22 protein-coding genes and 1 riboswitch are annotated in these 17,632 nt (G+C 55.5%); of the genes, 8 read left to right on the top strand and 14 right to left on the bottom strand.

The features are described 5' to 3' along the window. The first annotated feature begins 148 nt into the window (after positions 1-148). From MWU39_RS02130 to MWU39_RS02115, 4 genes are all read left to right on the top strand, one after another. Entirely contained in the window at positions 149-1,384 is a 1,236-nt protein-coding gene (locus MWU39_RS02130) for an FAD-binding domain-containing protein (RefSeq protein WP_247158326.1), read from the top strand. Positions 1,385-1,548: 164 nt separating this feature from the next. Further along, a complete protein-coding gene (locus MWU39_RS02125) occupies positions 1,549-1,875 on the top strand; it encodes a hypothetical protein (RefSeq protein ID WP_247158325.1) in 327 nt (108 codons plus the stop codon). Between the two features lie 65 nt (positions 1,876-1,940). After that, positions 1,941-2,921, top strand: a complete 981-nt coding sequence (locus MWU39_RS02120; protein WP_247158324.1) for a patatin-like phospholipase family protein — start codon at positions 1,941-1,943, stop codon at positions 2,919-2,921. A 38-nt stretch (positions 2,922-2,959) separates the two neighbouring features. Further along, positions 2,960-3,541 (top strand): lipocalin family protein, encoded by a 582-nt coding sequence (locus tag MWU39_RS02115; protein ID WP_247158323.1) that lies wholly within the window; start codon positions 2,960-2,962, stop codon positions 3,539-3,541. A 5-nt stretch (positions 3,542-3,546) separates the two neighbouring features. On the opposite strand, the gene MWU39_RS02110 is transcribed toward MWU39_RS02115, so the two are convergent. The 3 genes from MWU39_RS02110 to MWU39_RS02100 form a co-directional block, all read right to left on the bottom strand. Next, positions 3,547-3,900, bottom strand: coding sequence for an HPF/RaiA family ribosome-associated protein (locus MWU39_RS02110; protein WP_247158322.1), 354 nt, complete (start codon positions 3,898-3,900; stop codon positions 3,547-3,549). Between the two features lie 86 nt (positions 3,901-3,986). Beyond that, positions 3,987-4,202 carry a hypothetical protein gene (locus MWU39_RS02105; RefSeq protein ID WP_247158321.1) on the bottom strand — a complete coding sequence of 72 codons (216 nt, stop codon included), beginning with the start codon at positions 4,200-4,202 and terminating at the stop codon, positions 3,987-3,989. A gap of 79 nt (positions 4,203-4,281) precedes the next feature. Then, positions 4,282-4,494, bottom strand: coding sequence for a cold-shock protein (locus tag MWU39_RS02100; protein ID WP_218403416.1), 213 nt, complete (start codon positions 4,492-4,494; stop codon positions 4,282-4,284). A gap of 260 nt (positions 4,495-4,754) precedes the next feature. Between MWU39_RS02100 and MWU39_RS02095 the strand changes: the two genes are divergently transcribed. Then, complete coding sequence (locus MWU39_RS02095; protein WP_247158320.1) at positions 4,755-5,210, top strand: YaiI/YqxD family protein; 456 nt, start codon at positions 4,755-4,757, stop codon at positions 5,208-5,210. Positions 5,211-5,348: 138 nt separating this feature from the next. On the opposite strand, the gene MWU39_RS02090 is transcribed toward MWU39_RS02095, so the two are convergent. Beyond that, positions 5,349-5,879 (bottom strand): hypothetical protein, encoded by a 531-nt coding sequence (locus MWU39_RS02090; protein WP_247158319.1) that lies wholly within the window; start codon positions 5,877-5,879, stop codon positions 5,349-5,351. 167 nt (positions 5,880-6,046) lie between these two features. Between MWU39_RS02090 and MWU39_RS02085 the strand changes: the two genes are divergently transcribed. Then, positions 6,047-7,390 (top strand): solute carrier family 23 protein, encoded by a 1,344-nt coding sequence (locus MWU39_RS02085; RefSeq protein ID WP_247158318.1) that lies wholly within the window; start codon positions 6,047-6,049, stop codon positions 7,388-7,390. Continuing rightward, a complete protein-coding gene (locus MWU39_RS02080) occupies positions 7,383-8,060 on the top strand; it encodes a hypothetical protein (RefSeq protein WP_247158317.1) in 678 nt (225 codons plus the stop codon). Before MWU39_RS02085 ends, MWU39_RS02080 begins: the two co-directional genes overlap by 8 nt. A 240-nt stretch (positions 8,061-8,300) precedes the next feature. On the opposite strand, the gene MWU39_RS02075 is transcribed toward MWU39_RS02080, so the two are convergent. The 5 genes from MWU39_RS02075 to MWU39_RS02055 form a co-directional block, all read right to left on the bottom strand. Beyond that, positions 8,301-8,963: a hypothetical protein gene (locus tag MWU39_RS02075; RefSeq protein ID WP_247158316.1), complete on the bottom strand. Its 663-nt coding sequence runs from the start codon at positions 8,961-8,963 to the stop codon at positions 8,301-8,303. A 99-nt stretch (positions 8,964-9,062) separates the two neighbouring features. Next, positions 9,063-9,563 (bottom strand): hypothetical protein, encoded by a 501-nt coding sequence (locus MWU39_RS02070; RefSeq protein WP_247158315.1) that lies wholly within the window; start codon positions 9,561-9,563, stop codon positions 9,063-9,065. Between the two features lie 16 nt (positions 9,564-9,579). Continuing rightward, complete coding sequence (locus MWU39_RS02065) at positions 9,580-10,452, bottom strand: hypothetical protein (RefSeq protein ID WP_247158314.1); 873 nt, start codon at positions 10,450-10,452, stop codon at positions 9,580-9,582. Between the two features lie 155 nt (positions 10,453-10,607). Beyond that, complete coding sequence (locus MWU39_RS02060) at positions 10,608-10,802, bottom strand: hypothetical protein (protein ID WP_247158313.1); 195 nt, start codon at positions 10,800-10,802, stop codon at positions 10,608-10,610. A 75-nt stretch (positions 10,803-10,877) separates the two neighbouring features. Further along, entirely contained in the window at positions 10,878-11,120 is a 243-nt protein-coding gene (locus MWU39_RS02055; RefSeq protein ID WP_247158312.1) for a cold shock domain-containing protein, read from the bottom strand. Between the two features lie 262 nt (positions 11,121-11,382). On the opposite strand from MWU39_RS02055, the gene MWU39_RS14515 reads away from it, so the two are divergent. Beyond that, complete coding sequence (locus MWU39_RS14515; protein ID WP_281501052.1) at positions 11,383-11,514, top strand: hypothetical protein; 132 nt, start codon at positions 11,383-11,385, stop codon at positions 11,512-11,514. Between the two features lie 154 nt (positions 11,515-11,668). On the opposite strand, the gene MWU39_RS02050 is transcribed toward MWU39_RS14515, so the two are convergent. The 5 genes from MWU39_RS02050 to MWU39_RS02030 form a co-directional block, all read right to left on the bottom strand. Further along, positions 11,669-12,133, bottom strand: coding sequence for a hypothetical protein (locus MWU39_RS02050; RefSeq protein ID WP_247158311.1), 465 nt, complete (start codon positions 12,131-12,133; stop codon positions 11,669-11,671). 20 nt (positions 12,134-12,153) lie between these two features. After that, positions 12,154-14,043 (bottom strand): phosphomethylpyrimidine synthase ThiC, encoded by a 1,890-nt coding sequence (thiC, locus tag MWU39_RS02045; protein ID WP_247158310.1) that lies wholly within the window; start codon positions 14,041-14,043, stop codon positions 12,154-12,156. 41 nt (positions 14,044-14,084) lie between these two features. Beyond that, positions 14,085-14,194, bottom strand: a riboswitch (TPP riboswitch). Positions 14,195-14,205: 11 nt separating this feature from the next. After that, positions 14,206-15,870 (bottom strand): tetratricopeptide repeat protein, encoded by a 1,665-nt coding sequence (locus MWU39_RS02040; protein ID WP_247158309.1) that lies wholly within the window; start codon positions 15,868-15,870, stop codon positions 14,206-14,208. A gap of 156 nt (positions 15,871-16,026) precedes the next feature. After that, the gene (locus MWU39_RS02035) at positions 16,027-16,626 is read right to left on the bottom strand and encodes a thiamine biosynthesis protein ThiC (RefSeq protein ID WP_247158308.1); all 600 of its coding nucleotides are present in this window, start codon (positions 16,624-16,626) and stop codon (positions 16,027-16,029) included. 74 nt (positions 16,627-16,700) lie between these two features. Next, complete coding sequence (locus MWU39_RS02030; protein WP_247158307.1) at positions 16,701-17,585, bottom strand: glycoside hydrolase family 5 protein; 885 nt, start codon at positions 17,583-17,585, stop codon at positions 16,701-16,703. Between the last annotated feature and the right edge of the window lie 47 nt (positions 17,586-17,632).

The raw sequence follows: 17,632 nt of genomic DNA, 5'->3' as shown, positions 1-17,632 counted from the left end.
TGCGGTTAGCTTTGCCATGCCTCTTGTAAGTACGAACGGCCAAGCTGCTTGGATGTTCCGAAATATATGTCTCACCTGCGTAATTAAATTTCACCATGACCCATCCGGTGTCTGCGGAACCCAATGACAGCAGTCCAGTTTATCTGGCATGATATTTACCCCAACACGCAAAGCTGGGCTGGACCGCCTTCAAGCCTTCCTTCCGCAAGCTGGTCGCCATTATGCGAACAGCCGCAACTACGATGATGGTGTTCCAGAAGACGGCCCGCGCAGAAACGTTTCGCAGCTTTCGCCGTGGCTTCATGCCGGGCTGATCTCCGAAACCCAGGTGATCAACTCTGTGCTTTCCGCGCACTCACCGGATGCATCAGAGAAGTTCATCGCCGAAGTAAGCTGGAGAATTTACTTCAAGGGTTACCTGGAGCAACGCCCGACAATCTGGTCAGCATATTGCGAACAGCGTGATGCTGCGTTCGCCAGGTTGCGGAGCAATTCGAACCTTGCGGATTCTTACGACACAGCGATCAATGGAAAGACGGGCATTGCCGCGTTTGATCTATGGGCGCGCGAATTGGTGGAAACCGCCTATTTGCACAACCACGCGCGGATGTGGTTTGCGAGCATATGGATTTTCACTCTTAAACTCGATTGGACGTTGGGCGCGGACTTTTTCTTGCGCCATCTCATCGATGCCGACGCAGCATCCAATACGTTGAGCTGGCGATGGATTGGTGGCCTCCACACAAAGGGCAAAACCTATCTGGCCCGCGCAGACAATATCGCTAAATACACCGCGAACCGATCGAACGGTCCACTCCGGGCCGAAGGGCTTGCAGAGGAGGCCGATGCGCTTGTCGAAACGGTAGAGCACAATCGCGCCACTCCCAATCTCCCTGCCCCTCTTCAACTTGCCGATCTGCGGCATGCATACGCACTGATTGTGCATGATGAAGCCGCCAGCCACGCGCCTTTGGACCTTCCTCATCCACCCGCTCTCGTGATCGCCGCCGCGCGCCCCGAAGCACGATCACCCCGCCCTATCGGCTCGCACGCCCGCTCCTTTGCGAGTGAGGCCGTTAGAAAGGGAGCATCGATCGCGGCCCACGCATTTGATTGTGAAGAAAGAGCATGGACCAGCGAGGACGATCTCGCAGCTATCCTGAGTGCAGCGGGACTTAAGCGTATTGTTCTGCCTTACTTGCCGACCGGCTGGACCAGAGATGCTTTGAAGCCCGAATTGGAACCTCTTTTTCTAAACGGCCATGCGATTGAAGTTCTGAATGAACTTTCACGCGCAACATGGCCGCTCGCAAGAGCGGGTTTCTTTGGGTTCAAAAAGAAGGCTAGCCGTATTCTGTCCGAACTGGGCATCATGGGCATCTAATTGAATAGGAGGCAATAAGAATTGAGCGTTTTTAATACGTTCTCATAAATGCAGGCTAAAACACGTCATTACATCTGGCCATTATCATTGTTCTATTGCAGTAATCGCACGGTGACCTTGGCCGCCAGTGGTCCAGGTCTGCTTTTTACCGAAGGGGGAAATTTATGTGGAATATGAAAAGTGCAGATGGCGAAACGTCAATAGGTGTTTCGGCGAGCGGTACCGGTGAGATGTCTGGCACACTCGTTTTCCAAGAAGTTGCATATGAAGTGACGGGCGAATGGGCGGCTTCTGGCAGCGTCCCCGGCCGCGATTATTCCGCCTTCTATCTCGGCGGTGGCAACTCAAAATCGGCACCGGAATTCATCGCAGCAGCGGGCACAATGAAAGGCCCAGGCTCCGCACCTGAATCGATCGCTCTGAATTTGATCCGCACCGATTCGCATACGGGCTTACAGTACGGTTGGGACGGCGAGTTGCTGCCGGAATAAACTGGACAGATATGCGGTTTGGGCCGCCTGTCGTTTTCGCGAATTGAGAGATTAGGAGAGGAAATATGGCAGGCGGCCTTGGACTAGCGCTCAGCGGCGGCGGGGCGCACGGCGCCTTTCAAGTTGGCGTCCTTGATGAATTGATCGAACAGCGCGGTGTAGACTTTGAAACCGTGGTCGGCACATCAACGGGCGCAATACAGGCGGCTGGCGTTGCTCAGAATGACATAGCGCAGTTGCTAGAGCTGTGGACCGGTATTCGCGGCAATGATGATATTTATCGCAGTCGGGGCGGGGAAATCTGGGCCGCGATCACAGGCAAGGATTCCATGTTCAGCACTGGCCCGCTGCGCGCCCTTCTGCAAAAGACGTTTGATGATGCAAAGATCCGGGCAACCGGCAAAAACTTGCGATTGGCAGTCGCCAATCTGACCAACGGCCAGCTTCGGATAGTGGGCGAGAATACCGACAATATCGCGGATTGGGTCTATGCCAGCGCCGCGCAGCCGCCCGCTTTTCCGCCATTCAGGACCAGTGATGAAAACGGCCAGCTCGAACAATGGGTTGATGGGGGCTTGCGCGATGTGACCCCATTCCGCGCCGCGCTTCGCGAGCGGCCTCGTGCAATCCTTGCCGTGCGCGCCGAAGGTCCCAAGATGACCGAGCCTCGGGAATATAAGAGCCTCATTAAGATCGGCCTGCGTTCGGTCGATCTGCTAACAGAAGAAGTGGCCGACAATGATTTGGGCAATGTTGATCTGATCAACAACTTGCTCAAAGCGGAAACGGAACAGCGGGCAGAACTCGAAGCGCTCGGTCTGCAACCAGCTCAGATCGCGAAGGTGATGGAGCCGCTCAGTTCTCAGATTGAACGCTACAACTTTGTGCCGACAATGGTGCTGCGCCCGCCGACAAACCTGCACAAGACACTAGAATTTGTGCCTGAACTGATCGCGCAAAATATCGAACGGGGCCGTCTGGCCGTGCGCGATAATTGGGATGAGCTGGGACCGTTCCTCGGCGTTACCGAAGCAGGAAGTGAATAACGGCGGAACCATGAGTTGATGCTCACCGTTGTCTTCGCATGACAGCATCCAAACGTTTCTTCGCAATCACTTTGGCGAGCACTTCCCTCGCTCTCGCAGCCTGTGTCGGATCGCCCGGCCCCGTCGGCAATGTCGCCGTTCCCGAGCCTGCCAAGCCGGTTGCGCTCCCTGCATATCTCGGCACGTGGTACGAATATGGCCGCTATGAAGCACCATTTCAGAAAGGGTGCGAAGGGGTGACAGCGCAATACTCGCTTCGTGAGACATCGGGCGATGCCAAAATCCGCGTCATCAATTCTTGCTACAAAGACGGCCTCGATGGCGAATTTGATCAATCAACCGGCAAGGCGAAAGTCGTCGATGGTAGCGATGGCGCGAAGTTGAAGGTCAGCTTCTTTGGACCATTCTACGGCGATTACTGGGTACTCGATCGCGGAGAGCCGAATGAAGACGGCGAGTATCCGTGGTCCATCGTTGGTGAACCGAGTGGCCGGTATCTTTGGATGCTCACCCGCGAGTCTCGCCCATCGGCCGAATTGCGCGGCGCATTGGAAGCGAGGGTTCGCGAGCTGGGTTACGATTGGAGCCTCGTGCGGTTTACGCAGCAGCCAGCCCCCTAACCTCACTACATCACTTTATCGGGACGCGGTTCGTGCTTGTGCTTTTCGCCCTTGCCGAAGACCCGCTCAAGACGCTGGGCCATGGTATTCGCGGCCTTGCGAGCAGCAGAATCCACATCGGACGCGTGCTCGGTAACGCCAATCGGCTTGCCGCCGCGCGGACGAGCTTCGATCAGGCAGGTCTTGTCATCAGCGCCGCCCTTGCGAGCGTTCTCGTCTGACACATGGACTTCAAGTCTGGTCAGGCGTTCTTCAAAGCGCGCAAGCTTATGGCGCACCTGATTTTCAATCCGTTCCGCGACATTGTCGGTGCCCATCACCGAGCTATCGGAATTGAACTGGAATTGCATATCGGACATCGGGGTCTCCTCTCTGACTATTCTCTCAGACGGTAGGGACCGTCTGAAGGATATATGGGGAGTATTTGCCCGATTGTGAGTGCAAATTATTCTTGAGCCAACGCCTCAGCTGCACGTTTCGCCGCGCGCTCTTCTTCGGCTTTTGCGCGGTCGGTTGCTACACGCTGCGCCTGATTGGCAAGCGCACGCCAAGTCTTCTCCGAACGCAGTTCACGATCGCGAACATTGTCGAGTGTGGCTTCTTTCGCTTTCGCCGCAGCTTCATCGGCGCGGTCGCGGTAAAATTCGTATGTTTGGGCCATCAGTGGCTCCTGTTGGAGTGGAGAGAATGGCGAATAGGACGCGGGTGCACCAGCAAGCCGGCACACCCGCACATCCAAATTAGTCAGCAGCCGACAGGTTTACAGCGCTTTCTTTGCCATTACGGCCGATCTCAACGTCAAAGTTGAGGCGCTGTTCTTTGTCGAGGCTCTGCATGCCAGCAGCCTGCACGGCAGTGATGTGAACGAAGCTATCGTTCGAGCCATCGTCAGGCTGGATAAAGCCATAGCCTTTGTCGGTGTTGAAGAATTTTACGGTGCCAGTCTTGGCCATGATGAGTTCCTTTCAAGAACTAGTGTCCAACCGGGCGAAATACCCGTTGGTCGTGCTTCAAATCGTTCAGGAAAAGGAAGTCGTCGTCCGGTTTACGCCGGGGGTCAGAAAGACCAGACGGCGGAGCGCAAATTTCGAAGTCCGTCGCAAATTCCGACGTCAGCAATATCGCTTTAGCATGATTGTGCGCATCCACCTAATTTTCTTTCGTTGCTGTAATATTTGGCCTCCCGCGCAAAGTCCCGCTACGTCTGTATTCCATGACTATTTCGATCCTTGTCGATGCCGATGCCTGTCCGGTTAAGGACGAGGTGTACCGTGTGGCTGACCGCTTCAAAGCGGAGGTCCGCATTGTCAGCAATTCGCCCTTTCGCATTCCCGATCATCCGCGCATCAAACGCATTGTGGTGGATGACGGGTTCGACGCCGCCGATGATTGGATCGCAGAGAATGCCGATGCGAAAAGCGTCGTCATCACCGCCGATATCCTGCTGGCCGAGCGCTGCCTGAAAGCGGATGCGGCGGTGCTCGCGCACAATGGAAAGCCTTTTGACAAAGCCAGCATCGGCAACGCCATCGCCACCCGCGCCATTATGGAAGACCTGCGCGCCGGAATGGACGGCATAGGCGGAGGCCCGCCGCCGTTCAGCAAGGCCGACCGTTCGCGGTTCCTGCAAGAACTCGATCGGGTGATGAATAGGCTCGCGCGTTCTTGATTGCGCAAACAAAAATCCACATGACACATTCTCCAACATGTCACCCGTGTCCTACAGGCGGTAAACCGCAGAACTCGGCCATTTTCGAGCAGTTTTCGCGTGTAGGACACACATGACAACTCTCCAACAAAGAGCCACTTAACCCTCCCCCTCCTCCTCATAAAACGCCTCATATTCCAGGCGGCTTTCTTCGTCCCACGTCTCCGGCCCATGCTCGACGCGCTCGAGCAGTGGACCGAATTCATTGGCGCGGTAAGCGAAGGCGGCGTGGGTCGAGGGGACACGCGGCGGGCCGAGCCGTTCGCGCATGGCGAGCAGCGCCACGGTCAACCGCTCGTCAAAGCGACGCGAGGTGTGGATCAGCTCCCCCTGATGGAAATGCGGAACTTCGACGCCGTGCATAGCCCGCTCCAAAGCGGCCTCGGCCAAAGCATCAAAGCGGCACCGCAAAGCCGCGTGCCAAGCCAGATCAAACGGCTCGCCTTTGAGGCGGGCGCGCAAGGCATAGGCGGATTGCCGCGACATGCCGACAGCGCGTGCCGCCTGCGTAACGGAATGCGTAGAGGCCAGCGCGGTGAGGAATGCGGACTGGCGCTCAGGCGTCCAATGCGGCGCGGCGCTGGCGGGGATGATGGATGTGGCGGAGTGTGTTTCGGATGGATGTGTCATCCGGGATTATAGGGCAGATTTTGGCTGAGTAGGAAAGGTTTGCGATTTCGCAAAGAAGGTTGAGTGATCCCCGATCTTACAATCCTATGTCACCCCAATATACTTCAAAAGAATTTTGACTTTTAGTGATTTTTATACAACAAATCTTTCGATTCGCGAGGGGGCTTATGAACGACGTAAAAGAACATTCCGAATTATTCCTTCCGGAAGACCATCCACCTGCCGTTGTCACCTTTGGCTTAGGACTTCAGCATGTATTGGCAATGTTTGGAGCTACAGTCCTTGCGCCAATCCTAATGGGCTTCAATCCAAATACAGCGATTTTCCTCTCTGGAATCGCCACAATAATTTTCATCGTCATCACAAATTTCAAAGTCCCAAGTTATCTTGGTTCTTCGTTCGCATTTATCGCGGCGGTAGGGATTGCGTCTGGCTATTCAGGAAGCGGGCCCAATCCCAATTTAGATGTTGCGCTCGGCGGTATTTTCATTGCCGGTTTGATCTATGCGATTGTTGCCGGCCTTGTCATTTTCGTGGGGCCAAGGTTCATCGAGCGACTTCTTCCTGATTTGGTAAGTGGAACGATCGTAGCAATAATTGGAATTAGCCTCGCCGGAGTAGCGATTTCGCAAATCGGTTCAACCGGTGTCGGGCTAGCTTCCGCATTCACCACACTTCTCGTCGTTGTTCTATGGAGTGTCTACGCCCCAGGTCGATTGGTTAGCCCACAAAGAGGGAAAAAAAGTATTCTAAGAATTATCGAAGTCATTCCAATACTTATTGGCGGGGTTGTTGGGTATGCCTTCTACTTCGTGTGCGCCAATATTTTTGGTCTTGCCGATCCGGTTAACACGGCTGCAATTCAAGAGGCGGATTTGATCGGCTTGCCTGAATTCACGACCCCGACTTTTACGGTTGGAGCAGCAATTACAATAGCTCCTGTTGTGATTGTTCTGCTGGCCGAGAACCTCGGTCACGTGAAAGCAATCGGTGCCATGATGGGGAGAAATTTAGACGACAAAATTGGAAAAACTTTTCTAGGAGATGCGGTAGGCACCATGGGATCAAGCGCGCTTGGCGGCCCCGGCCTCACTACTTATGCAGAAAACATGGCGGTCATGCGGTTTTCAAATAACTTCTCTTCAATAACCTTCATCGCAGCTGGACTTATTGCTATAGCGCTAGGCTTTTCCCCGAAATTTGGTGCCATCATTTTGAGCATACCTCTTCCGGTTATCGGTGGCTTGTCACTAGCAATGTTTGGGCTGATTACTGCAGCTGCTGGCTCAATTTGGCAGCGCGGGATAAAGAGCGGCGAGATAAATTTTCTCGAGAGCAGAACACTAATTGTAGCCGGCATTGGCTTGGTAGCTGGGGCTGGAAACCTTACCTTCAAGGTCGCTGGAGCAGAGATTAATGGGATCGTCACAGCAACTTTGATAACTATCGCTCTTCATTGGCTCCTGCACATTGGGAAAGAAAAAGTCAGCATCCCGGTGGAATATGAATAAAACCAAGGAATTGGTGGATAGCAAAGACGAAGACGAAAAAAGCTTAATACCAAAACGATTTGAACAACTGTCTGTCGTAATTGCGAATGGCTTTGCAATCGTGGCTCCTTTGGCTACTTGGCTCTCTGGCCTTCCGGCGTCCTGGGTTGTAGCTATAGGCCTCTTGATTTTTCTTGTATTGATTGTTCTCGTAGTTGTCTTCGCAAGTAGAGAGCCCAATCTTGTACGCGGTCTTTCAGTAGCAGCAGTACTTTCGCTTGCTGTCGCCATAGCTGCAGAAGTAAGTGGCCATTCAGGAAACGAGTTTCCGGCAACCGATGATGCTATCAAACCTGCGCCGCCCAGAATTGAAATACAGGCTTGGTTGGATCGGCCAACATTAGAGTCGGACGGTAAAGGAGCGTTCATTGAGCTTACCGGTGACGGTGTGAAGGGACACCAAGAACCATCACTGACACCGGTCGAGGTCTTCACTCCAGATCGGGTAAACTCAACAAATATCTATCGTTCGCCAGGTTACTTCTCTCCATTTGAGCCGGGGCAAACTGTTACCGCAAAAATCTGCGGCCTTGAGTTTCAGAAGGTGACTTACCCACGATCAGACAAGCGATATCAAGATGTTATCATCTGGGATATTCCAGTGCCCGCATCGCAAGAAGAGAACTGCTGAGCTTACCTCACGCCCTCACGCCTCCGGCAAATACAATTTTTGTACGACAATTTTATACTTCTCGCTCATCTCTTCCATATCCTTGGTCGCAGCTTGGCGTCTAACTTCGGTGGTTTCGCAGCGATTGCGCCTGTCCCAAAAACACCAACGCCCGCCGATAGGATCATCTCCTATGGCGGGCGCAGTGTATGTTCGATTCAACCGCACCCCAAAACGGGCACGGAAGAAAGCGAACCGGTTTTAGTCGAACAGGTTGTTGTCGACGACGGTTGTTCCGTCAGCCGCGAGGATCGCGAAACCGTCATCCTGAATGTCGTTCGATTTCAGGCGGCCTTCATAGCCGACGCGGTACTGGAATGATGAACCGACGCCTTCGAATGACACGGTGGTCCATGCGTGGGCGCTGAATTTCGCATCCAGCGCGGCTTTGTTGTCGGCCATAAATTGCGCGAGGGGTGCCGGGTCCACTTCGGATAGCGGGATCAGGTAATCGTCCAGATTGAAGTCTTCGGGATCGCCGGAAACGGACATTTCCACGGGGTCCGGGCCGCTGAACATCTTGGTGTATCCGTTGTAGGAAATGCCCACCAGTTTGCGGGGGTCTTCGGGATCCTGATAGAAGATGTTGCACACCTCTACGCCGCCCGCTTCGAGGGTCTCGTCCGCATCAACGTCGGTTCCGGCGCTGAACATCGTGGTGATTTCGGACACTTTGGTATCCGCGTCCAACTTGTCCTTTGCCGCCTGGAAGCACACGTCATGACCGTCTGCGATGTTCATCTCGCCGGCACCGGCTGCATTGGCGAGATCGCCTGCCAAGTCTTGCGCGCTGTCACAAGCAGCAAGGCCCAGTGATAGGGTTGATACGAGAAGTACGGAACGAATAGATTGAGATTGTAGCAAAATTGCCCCCCTTAAAATTGGATGCGCGCCGCCTGTCAGCGCGCGAAGGCCATGTGTTGATTGCCGCGTTAATCGCAAGTGAATAGCGAATGCTGCGCCTTAGCTTGCAGGACCCTCGGCCGCCTCATCCGTCGCATCGCGGCCAGTATCGCGCACCGCACCCGGTTTCGTCGAGCACTTGCCCAAAGCTTCGAAATACTGCCGGAACGCTTGGCGGTCGCCGTTCAATGCGCTGCGCAAGAGCTGTTCCGCTTCATCGGAGGCTTCACGGATCAAGGCCGGGATCGAAACATCCATTGTGAAGAACTCGGCAGCACCGATCGCTCCGTTCAAACGCAGCGCATAGGGAAACACTTCATGGGCGCTGAGCGGGAAAGCACCGTCATCCACCGCATCGGCATGCAACCTCCACCGGCCAACGCACCGCGATGCGTCTTTGCGGGTAAAAACCATCGGAGACTCCGCTTCGCCTGCCACGAAATGCTCAGCAGCCAGCTGCCAGTCTTGCCCGCCGCGTGGTGTCGCAGCGCAGCCGCTCAATGCGGCGCTGATGGCAAACCCCGCGAGGGCATACGATACACGCTTTATGCCGTCAGCCATGAGCCCTCATTGCTCCTCAACACCGGGCGTTGTGGAACTCTACCGCTTCAACAATCTTCTTGAACTTGCGAAAGCCCTTGCGCGTTTTGGCATCGGCGGCTGTGCAGCTGTCAAACAGGCGGGCCATTGCGCTTTCGTAGTTCGCCTTGGTCACGACACTCATCGCATCGGCGCTTTCGTCGTAGAGGAGGTATTCCTTTTCGGTGATCTCGATGCTGCCGATCGCGTCTGAGACTGCGCTGCCGAAGCTGCGGCCCGATTCAAGGCTTTGCGAGACTGTCTTGCCGTCTTTGAGCGAAGACATCACCGCTTGCCGGCCCGCCGCGCCCGCCATATTGCTGAGCAGAGAGACCGGCACAAAGTCCGATATGGGCCGCGATGTGCCCGCTGCGGGGTTGTAGGACAGGCGCATCTCGCCCGATACCAGCCGCTGTAGATATGCGCCGTCATAGCGGTCAAACACGCGCTCGCCCTTTTTGACCTGCTGTTTGATCAGCACCGCGTCGTCCGACCCGATAAAGATCGCATCCACCTCGCCTTCGGGAATGACCAGCAGGACGCGTTTCACAAACTCCCAATCCGCCGCAAGGCTGAGCGTGGCGACCCGTCCGGTGAGCACGGTGCCATCGCGCAGGGTGACCTCGCCCTCGCGAAATTTGGCCATACCCCACACGCCCGGATCATAGGTGAACGCGTTCGCTTTCTTGCTAAAACACACCCCGGCAAAGACGCATTTGGTGCCTTTGATGCGCTCCATATCGTCGGGCACGCCGATGACATTGACCTTCTCCTTAGTCAGCGCGGCTGCGGGTGAAGGCGCAGCAAGAGATGCGGCAAACAAAGCGGCAATCGCGCCCAGCCCCAAGGCCGTGGTTCTGGTCAAAGTCATAATGGTCCCCCCAAGTTTCGCAGCGAATGCAGTGTCTGCGCTATACCTTAGTCTTCTGGTTTATTAGCCGCAAACCTGCACGCAACTCACAGCCAGGGTAGCGACGCATCGCCGCAACCTGTGAATTCAAAGCTGTCGTCGTGGTGGAACCGGTATCACCGGTGTGGCGCTTCGCCATAGACAAAGGGGGCTTCGCTTTCCGGCGTGCCGCCCTCTTTACGGAGCAGGCGAATGCGTCTCGCATAGAGCGCGATTGTCTCGAAATGGTTTTGCCGTTCATCCACACTATTGGCGGCGTGCGCGCGGATCGCGGCCAGCTGGTGCGCGTGCAACAGTTCATTAAGGTCCATTGTCGGCTCCGATCAGGTTAGATGAGAGAAGGCCAAGCCGGAGACGCGAGGGATACGCCTCCGGCAAGTGCAGCCTTAGCCTTGCTGGCTACTGGCCTGTTCTTTCTGACCTTGCTCGTGTTGCAAGCTCACGGCCACGGGCTTTCCGCCATCGACCTGCTTCGTTTCATAATTGTAGTGCTCGCCAACCTTTGGCTCCTGAGCCTGTTGTTGCAGGCCGGATTTTTGGAACGACAGAGCATCACCGCCCTTTTCGGGTGTGATCATGCCATGTCCCTTGGCGGCATCGTATGATTTGATTTTTCCTGAGTGAGCCATGATAAAAATTCCTTTTATCACGTGCAGACGGACAGAAGCGACCGTTTGTGCACGGCGCTAAGAGGCGGAAAAGAAAGGGGGAATACATTTACAGTATTCAAGACCGTCGATCTCGACTGGTAGCTGAACTTTAAATGGGCATTATCTCCAACAATTCAACACGGCTGAGCCTATTATTTGTTCATTTCAGCGATATGTTTTGATATTATTTTTCGCGATCCCATCTAAGGCATGGGGCATTCCGCTCTGATTGGAAAATATGATGGCCAAAGGTCAACAAAAGAAGAGCCGCGAAGCCCGCAAACCCAAAAAGGAAAAGATCAAAACCAACGCCTCTCAGCCGAGCCAGAAGCCTGGAGCGATCAAAGGGCTGGAGAATATGAAGAACGGTTAAAAAAGGGCGGCATTGTGCCGCCCTTTTTTAAATGCGCCTGCGCCTCCAACTCACGGCATGCGGAGTTATCGCGCGCGAGCATTTCTCCCAGCAGTGCGGCTTCTCACTCGTATCCGTATACTGCTAGCTAAGCACCATCAGTGCAAACCTGCCGTCACAACCTTGGCAGCCACTCCTTGCCGTAGTCATCATAGTAATACACTTCGTCGAGCCGCCACGCATCGCCTTTGCGTTTGAATACAAAATTGTATTCGGCAACGAAATCGAATTGGCCAGTGTGGCGCAGATGGATGATCCATTCGCCGTCCTCGAACTTTTCAAACACAATCTCCGAACGTTCTGGGTCGAAATCGGGATCGTTGCCGAAGGTTATGCCTTGGTGCTGTTTACCCGGCCCGCAATACAGATTGATGAGGCGGCGATATGCCGCTTCGGGGCCGCTAAGGTCCTTTGTTTCATTGTAATGAGCATGGGCATAGGCGTTCCACGCCGTGTGATCGACTAGAAATGTGCGGGTGATTTCATGGGGTTTAGCGGGCAAAGTATCGGTGTAGGTGGGGCCTTCATTGGACTGCGCGGAGGCATTGCCCAAAAGCAACGCCCCCGCAGCAACGATCATTTTGATGAAAGCCTTCACGCTTAGTCTTCGGGCAGATACAGCTTCTGCCCCATATCCTTATACTTCTCGCTCATCTCTTCCATGCCCTTGATCGCGGCTTGGCGGCTGGCTTCGGCGGTATCCGCGCCCAGTTTCTCTGAGGCTAGGAAGCTCTCGGGGCTTTCGTTTTGCTTCGCGGCAAAGTCCCGCACTTCCTGACTGATCTGCATGGAGCAGAATTTCGGCCCGCACATAGAACAGAAATGCGCGGTCTTTGCGCCCTCTGCTGGCAGGGTCTGGTCGTGGAATTCCTCCGCCGTTTCGGGGTCGAGCGACAGGTTGAACTGGTCGCGCCAGCGGAATTCAAAGCGTGCTTTTGACAGCGCATCATCGCGGACCTGAGCGGCGGGGTGACCCTTCGCGAGGTCGGCAGCGTGTGCAGCGAGTTTGTATGTCACAACGCCGACCTTCACATCGTCACGGTCGGGCAGGCCAAGGTGCTCCTTCGGCGTGACGTAACAAAGCATCGCTGTGCCATACCAGCCGATCTGCGCCGCGCCGATGCCGCTGGTGATGTGGTCATATCCCGGCGCAATATCGGTGACGAGCGGGCCGAGTGTGTAGAACGGAGCCTCACCGCAAACCTGCAGCTGTTTATCCATGTTCTCTTTGATCTTGTGCATGGGCACGTGGCCCGGCCCCTCGATCATAACCTGCACGTCCTGCTCCCACGCGCGGTGGGTCAGCTCACCAAGAGTGTAAAGCTCGGAAAATTGCGCTTCGTCATTGGCATCCGCGATGGAGCCCGGGCGCAGACCATCGCCGAGCGAGTAGGCGATGTCATACGCCTTCATAATCTCGGTGATGTCGTCGAAATGTTCGTAGAGGAACGATTCCTTGTGATGCGCGAGGCACCATTTCGCCATGATAGAGCCGCCGCGTGAAACGATGCCTGTGACGCGCTTGGCCGCCATCGGGACATAGGCAAGGCGCACCCCTGCGTGGATGGTGAAGTAATCGACGCCCTGCTCGGCTTGCTCGATCAAAGTGTCGCGGAAGATGTCCCAAGTAAGGTCTTCGGCAACGCCGCCCACTTTCTCCAGCGCCTGATAAATCGGCACGGTGCCAACCGGCACGGCGGAATTGCGGATGATCCATTCGCGGGTGTCGTGAATGTTGCGGCCCGTGGATAGATCCATGATCGTATCCGCTCCCCACCGTGTCGCCCAAACCATCTTGTCGACTTCTGCCGCGACATCGGAAGCGACCGCGCTGTTGCCGATATTAGCGTTGATCTTGACCAGGAAATTGCGCCCGATCGCCATCGGTTCGCTTTCTGGGTGGTTGATATTGTTCGGGATGATCGCACGGCCGCGCGCAATCTCGTCCCGCACGAATTCGGGCGTGATCACGTCAGGGATCGCCGCGCCAAAGCTTTCGCCGCTGCGCACGAAATCCTTCGCCAGTTCGCGGCCCAGATTTTCGCGCTCGGCGACATATTCCATCTCAGGCGTGATGATGCCTTTGCGGGCATAGTGCATTTGCGAAACGTTCATGCCCGCTTTGGCGCGCAGTGGGCGTTTGATCGTGTTGGGGAATTGCGGGACGCCGCCGGAACGGTCCGGCCCAAGCTGGCCGTTGTCTTCGGGCTTTACTTCGCGGCCATCATATTCCTCGACATCGCCGCGCGCCTTGATCCAGTCGCTGCGCAGGCCGCCGAGACCGGCGTTGATATCGATATTGGCTTCCGGATCGGTGTAGGGGCCGGAGGTGTCGTAAACGCGCACGCTCGGTTCGCCGCCTTCGAGGTCGATCTCGCGCATTGCCACGCGAATGCCGCTGCCAGTACGCGCGCCGACATAAACCTTGCGGCTGCCACGAATGGGCCCGGTGGTTACGCCGATTTCTACAGGTGAATTGATGTCGGCCATGCGAAGTCTCTCCTAGAGGCGGAGCGCGGACTTCTGGCGTGTCGATTGAGCCAGCCGCTCCCTCCGCCGATGTTAGTCGGTTCAGGTTCAACGGGTCAGGCGGTGCTTATCCCGCCCCTCTCAGCCATAGCTGGCTCCCCGGGGATGGCGATTGTTTAGGCGTTAATCCGGATTAGGTCCAGCGTCGGATTTAGCATCAGGGTCGCAGCCATTGTCTTTCAGGAATTTGCGGAAAGTCGGGCGATCACGGATTTTGTCGAAGTCGGTATCGTTGGCGATTTTTTCGCAATCGAGGCTGCCGCTGTGATCACGCCAATGCGTAAGCGCCTCAATCGTGGCTGTCACCTTGTCTTGCAGGGCGAATGCGCAAGCTTTGTTGAACAGCGCCATTGCTACGTGTTCTAGCGGGGCAGGATCATCGCTCTCGCCGAAACGATCCACCACCACATCATACACGGCAACGGCTTCTTCGGAACGGTTCAAAGTAGTCAGCACAACACCTTTATTGACTAGCGCCATTGCAACCTGTTTTTGCAGTGTAGGATCATCGTTCTCGCCATACCGATCCATCACTGCATCATAAACGGCAATGGCCTCTTTGGAGCGGTTCAACGCGCCCAGCCGAACACCTTTATTGGATAGCGCTATTGCCACCTTCCTTTGCAGCGCAGGATCATCGCTCTCGCCGAAACGATCCACCACCGCATCATAAACGGCAATGGCCTCTTTGGAGCGGTTCAACGCGCCCAGCGAAGCACCTTTGTTGAATAGCGCGATTGCCACCTCTTCTTGCAGCGCAGGATCATCGCTCTCGCCGAAACGATCCACCACCGCATCATAAACGGAGAACTCCTCTTCGGAACGGTTCAAAGCGCCCAGCCGAACACCTTTATTGGATAGCGCCATTGCCACCTGCTTTTGCAGCGCAGGATCATCGCTCTCGCTATACCGATCCATCACCGCATCATAAACGGCAATGGCCTCTTTGGAGCGGTTCAAAGCGCCCAGCGAAGCACCTTTGTTGAATAGCGCGATTGCCACCTGTTCTTGCAGCGCGGAATCTTCGCTCTCGCCAAAACGATCCATCACCGCATCATACGCGGCAATGGCCTCTTCATTCCTACCCAATTCACCCAGCGCATAGGCACGGTTGAAAGCGGCGAACATCATGTCTTTGTCCGAACTTTCGCCTTCGAATAAAGCCTCCATTGCGATCGCACGGCGTTCCATCGCCTGCCAATCCTTATCCATAAAGGCGACCGTTATCAGCGCCCGATATTCATCTATGCTGCGTTCGCGGCGCGGTTTCGCCAGGGCCTCCCTTGCGATATCCCTTAAGCTTTTACGCTGCTCTTCATCGGCTGGGGCCTGCCCGGCGACGAGGCCTTCGGTGTATTCCTTGATCGATTTTTGATCTTTCCTGATCTCGGCCACTGCAGACTTGGCATCGTCCAGCAATTTGCGGACGTCTTTTTGCTCCGCGTCGAGAGCCGCCGTCGCGGCGGAAACCGCTGCAGTCTTCGCTTCTTCAACGGCCTGTGATCCGAACTTGAAGGCGAAATAGATAATCACGACCGTAACGACGAGACTGAACCCGCCCATCAAGACCGCAGTCCAAATCTCAAACCAAGACGATTGCTCGGCAAGCAGATCAGCGCGCAAATCTGCAATCGCCGCTTGATTTCGCAACTCCTGATTTTCTTGGACGAGCTGTGTCACGTCGTCACTCTGTGCTGTGTCTACCGCTTGGCTAGCTTGTTCCTGGCCGATTGCGGGCGCAGCGATCCATACGGCCAAGACCAGCGCAACTATCTTTACTGTATTCATCCCCGCATGTTGGCGGGATTTAGGGGGTAAGGCAAATCGGCGCACTGCAGATATCGGTAATTGGTTAGCGCGAGCCAAGTTACCAAAAGAAAAGGGCGCGTGAAGCCTGTTCCTTCACGCGCCCCGCTCAATTCAAAGTATGGCTTGGAAACCGGATCAGTCGTCCTTCACCGCGCTCAACAAACACAGCGCCAGTAGCACCGTCGCCAGCACGCCCGATCCGCCCGCTAGCGGAAGCTCGCCCGAAAATTCGCGGCCCAGCGCCATAGACAGCGCGTTGGTAACAAAGGCCACCGCGCCGACCAGAGCGGTCAATCCGCCTAGAGCCTTTGCGCCATCATTCAGCTTGGCGAGGCCAAATACGATGGCAGCGAGAGCCAGCAGCACCTTCGCCGCATTATAGACCATGAAGGAGAATGCGACGACCGCACTGGCGGCCGGTGCCAGTGCTTCGACTTCGCCAGCCGCTTCGAAGAACGGGCCGAACATAGTTAGGCCCACACCGACTTGAACGACATTGAGAACGGCGGCGAATGCAATTGCCGCCCAGCCCAGATGCTGGCTTTTCGCCTGCACCATGGCTGAGCCTGCAAAAGCGGCCAAGACAACAAACAGAAAACCTTCGAGGCCCCAAAGAAGCTGACGCGGAACATCCGCTTCTGCAATATAAAGCGCGGTGTAAATCGCCTGCGTTACAGCGGCGATGATGAGCAGTGCCGCAACAATATGCGCCGTGCGTTTAAACGTGAAATCCATTTTCGATGTCCCTAATTCTTCCCCGAAGATAGGACGTATACGCTGCAAACGCGCGATTGGTTACAAGAATTGCGTCACAGTCCAATCGCGTCGAGCAATTGCTGATGCCACACTCCGGTGTTCTGATCGCGGAATGCGAAGCTGTTCGTGTAACCCCAGATACATCCGTCTACGTCAGCGCCGCGGAATGCTGTCGAAACGGCGCTGTAGTAGCTGACACGTTGATCCATCGGGATCGGATCATACGCACCGTATTCGCCCAAAAACACAGGCCTCCCGGTAGACGTCATGAAGTCGCGCGCCTTTTGCACCGCACCTTCCAGTTCCTGCTGATCCGCTGCGCTGCCATAGGTTGCGCCTACCGGCTGAACGGGCGTTACCCACGGAGCCCCTTGGTGGGTGAACGGGAACGGATCGTAGAAATGGAACGTCGCAATCAGATACGGATCGTTGGGCAAAGGCAAAGTCGCCAATGAGTTGATCCCGCTATAATTCTGACCGCCGACGACAACGGGCCGCGTCGGGTTGGTCGCGCGGACTTCCGCCAATGCAGGCTCGAGAATGGACAGCAGGTTTGCATCCGTGATCTGGTTGTGCGGCTCATTGAGCAGCTCGAACCAGACCATATCGTCCGCTCCCTGAAAACGCTCAGCCACCTGTTTCCAGATCGCGGCAAAGCGCTCTTTTTCCGCATCGGGGTTTTCAAAGATCGCGTCGTAGTGATGGTCGTTTAGTATCACCCGAAGGCCAGCAGCGCGTGCCTGTCCGACCACGTCTTCAACACGCTGCATCCAAGCTGCATCGATTGTGTAAGGCGGCGTAGCAGATGCCTTGTTCGACCAGCGCACGGGCAGGCGGATTGTTTCGAAACCGACCGCCGCGATATCGGCGAAATCGGTGTTGTTGATAGCGCGGCCCCAATCGCCTTCGGTCGGATTGGCTTCCAGATGGTTAGCCATATTTACGCAAGCGCCGATCCGCGCATCGGCCTGCGTAAGAAGAGATT

Origin of the sequence: Erythrobacter sp. F6033 (assembly GCF_023016005.1) — a bacterium.
GTDB lineage: Bacteria > Pseudomonadota > Alphaproteobacteria > Sphingomonadales > Sphingomonadaceae > Erythrobacter.
This window is presented reverse-complemented; position numbering and strand designations above follow the sequence as displayed.